This is a genomic window from Oleiphilus sp. HI0132 (assembly GCF_001635845.1).
In genome coordinates, this window is the sequence record NZ_LWGJ01001303.1 from 1 (window position 1) to 3029 (window position 3029).

General features: G+C 42.0%; 3 protein-coding genes. All 3 read right to left on the minus strand.

Going from position 1 to position 3029, the window contains the following annotated elements:
* Positions 1-324: 324 nt before the first annotated feature.
* The gene (locus A3766_RS19885; RefSeq protein ID WP_068510940.1) at positions 325-585 is read right to left on the minus strand and encodes a hypothetical protein; all 261 of its coding nucleotides are present in this window, start codon (positions 583-585) and stop codon (positions 325-327) included.
* A gap of 1026 nt (positions 586-1611) precedes the next feature.
* Complete coding sequence (locus tag A3766_RS19895; RefSeq protein ID WP_068510936.1) at positions 1612-2019, minus strand: hypothetical protein; 408 nt, start codon at positions 2017-2019, stop codon at positions 1612-1614.
* 99 nt (positions 2020-2118) lie between these two features.
* Entirely contained in the window at positions 2119-2463 is a 345-nt protein-coding gene (locus A3766_RS19900) for a hypothetical protein (RefSeq protein WP_068510934.1), read from the minus strand.
* Positions 2464-3029 lie beyond the last annotated feature (566 nt).

Below are 3029 nucleotides of genomic sequence, written 5' to 3' on the forward strand. Positions count from 1 at the left end.
AGCATAGACTGAAGACAGGCACCACGACGTAATAAGTAAGGTTGGATAGGTTAACGCGTCGCGTTAGCAACCCACGAATACCAGCATGATCACCGTCGAAATTACTTGCTTCATCTGATGCGTTGACGCTTCCCTAACGGGAAGAATGTTAATTAAAAAGAAAGGCTCTGGCCGAGGTTCCGGCAGGATTTTGTGCGGGCCTCTTGACGTGGGGAGTCATACCAACGCCTAGCACAACGGTGGAATAATTTGGCGGGGCTTTTTGCGTTTCTTTGCAAAAACCGCGACATATTATGGAATCCGTTGGTGCTTTTGGTTATGTGTTTAAGCACGGTACACAATCTTATGCACTGCGCTCTGAATTTTGTTGATTTGGTTAGTTTGCTCTTCAGTTAAAGCAGAACCAAATTCACACCTTGCATTGTTTATAGATTCTAATAATTGAGCCCAACCATCGGTAAGACCATTCAATGAAGACAAACCGTCAGCTATTTGATTACTTGCATGTTCGTTACCAGTCGAAACTAAACTAGCTTGCAACCCTTCAATTGCATCGAATAAATCTGTGTTTGATTGGAATTCCATATTCTCTCTATGACACATAACGCCAAGCTAAACGGAGAGGTGAACTGGCGGGCTTTTTGGTACAAAAAGCGTGACAGTTTGCCGAGTCCGTTTGAGCGCTTGGTTATGTGTTTTTAGTTTTAAGCTTCGTAAGAACATACTTATAAATTACCGTAATTGATAGAAGCCATACTAACGCTTTGATTAAAACAATCATTGAAAACCATATAGGTCTGCTATGAAATGAAATTAAATCAGTTGTTCTCAAATTGAGTATTTCTAAATCTGTTGCCACGCCAACGAATTGATGGCCAAGCCAAAAGAACAAAAATATTGATATTAAGAACCATAGTAAACTGTTCGAAATACCCAATTCTTTAAATTGCATATTTACCCTTAATACACATAACGCCCGCCTCAGCGCGCAAAGTTTTATTGGCGGCTTTTGTGCGTGTTTTTGCACAAAAGGTGACAATGAAACTTTGTCCGATGCAGGCGATTGTTATATGAAAATTCAACCATGGTTAATGTTTCCAAAAAACCGGCCACTGTTTTAACCGACAAAAAACTGGTGCTTAAATTACCACCAAAAACTCACCGAAGCCACTGACAATTTACACCGATATAAAATGCCTCTTGAAACCACCGAAGATGCCGCCTTATTACGTTTTCGGTGACGCCACCATCAAACAACCCCGATGTAAGCAAACCGCACGACCATTTTTCTTTGCAGTGAAAAAGGCTGGCGAATGGCACTGTGTTGCTTTACCGCCAACCTTTGACGAAACCACCATCCGTGCACTATGCCTTGCAACCACCGATTTTCTTGCGCCACTGAATTTTTGATTCTTTCAATTACCGCCAACTTTTAACGAAACCACCATCATTGCACCCTGCCTTGCGACCACCGAAATTCTTGTGCCACGGAGTCTATTTTTTGCTTTTTTGGCATATAACGCCTAGCACATGGGCGGAGTACTTTGGCGGGGCTTTTTGCGTGTCTTTGCAAAAAACGCGACACAGTACGGAGTCCTATGGTGCTGCTCGTTAGGTACATTTTAACCACCTTGACTTCATTAATTTAATAACACCAAAAAAGGAAACCAAACCAACCAAGGTGATGATAATACCCCACAGGATACTGATTTGAGGCTCCCTTTCAAAGAAGCTGTTTATTATGGCTGAGATACCAATCCCAACGACACCTAATAGACAAAAACAGACTACAGAAAGGAAATAATTTATAGCTGTTTTCCATTTTGGAGTCTCGGAAAGGTATGTGGCATACGATAAAACGGAAACCGATACTGAGAGCATAATTACTATTCTAAGAGGCATTTCACCGTTTGATGTAGCCTCAATAGGTATTTGAAACACAGACAACGCAACTACAAAAATCGAGAAATATACTCCAAGAGTTAAGGCTAGTTGTGCCCATTGATTATTGGCATTCATTTGGGTACCTAACGCTTTGCTAAACGGAGGAGCGAAATTGGCGCGCCTTTTTGGAACAAAAAGCGCGACACATTTTGCGGAGTCCGTTTGAGCAACTTGTTATAGCTTTTCATTTGTTTGTAGCACTTTCTTTACAACCGTTCCACAACCAAGCGAAAGCAATGCGAGCAACACTAATTGCAACGCCCAAATACTATAAATATATCTATTTGCTTGCTTGGTATTTTTTTTAGATGCCTCTTTAAGCTTTGGCAGATATTCAGGGTTTAATGCTAACTTATTTAGCTGCTCTCGCGTTTTATTGTAAATCTGCTCTTTCGTAAAGACTTGCTCAAATGTAGCCTGAGAAAAATACCCTCTAATTTTATCGTTAAGCCCATTACCAATAGCATAGATACTAATTGCTAATACAAAGCTAAGAAATATTGTAGCCACGACTTTCATACTTTGAGCCTATAACGCCGTGCTTTGCGGCGAGCGACGCGTAGCAGAGCGAGTCCAGCCCACGGGTGTTTTTCCGTGGGCGATGCAAGAGCACTTGGTTATGTGGTGAACCCTTGCAAACCACCAAAGCCCCTGAGTGGAGCGGTAGCGGAACCTAAGCCAGCCAAGCTGCGCGCTAAAATTAATAACGACCCGATTTTACCGAGCCAACTAACAGCACACCACGATAAAAACACAAAACTGTGATGATGCATTTAACTTACTATTGGCACCGGATTACAACTGTGGCGTGCCACTAACCACGAAAACTTAAACGGAGGGATGCTCAAAAAGAAAGGAGGCATCCCAGCCAAATATTGAGCCATTAACTAAAATGGCTGAAACATATAACGCCCAGCTCACCGGAGGAGCAAAATTGGCGTGACTTTTTGCTCCAGCAAAAAGCGCGACACATTTTGCGGAGTCCGGTGGAGCTGCTTGTTATAGCTTTTATTGGTATTCAAATTTGGTTTTAGCCTCACCAGTTTCATTTATAGTTAGTGTAAATGACTTCCAATCACCGCCAG

Coding starts and splice junctions, on each gene's coding strand:
- A3766_RS19885 (WP_068510940.1), bottom strand. CDS start 585: ATGGAATTCCAATCAAACACAGATTTATTCGATGCAATTGAAGGGTTG.
- A3766_RS19895 (WP_068510936.1), bottom strand. CDS start 2,019: ATGAATGCCAATAATCAATGGGCACAACTAGCCTTAACTCTTGGAGTA.
- A3766_RS19900 (WP_068510934.1), bottom strand. CDS start 2,463: ATGAAAGTCGTGGCTACAATATTTCTTAGCTTTGTATTAGCAATTAGT.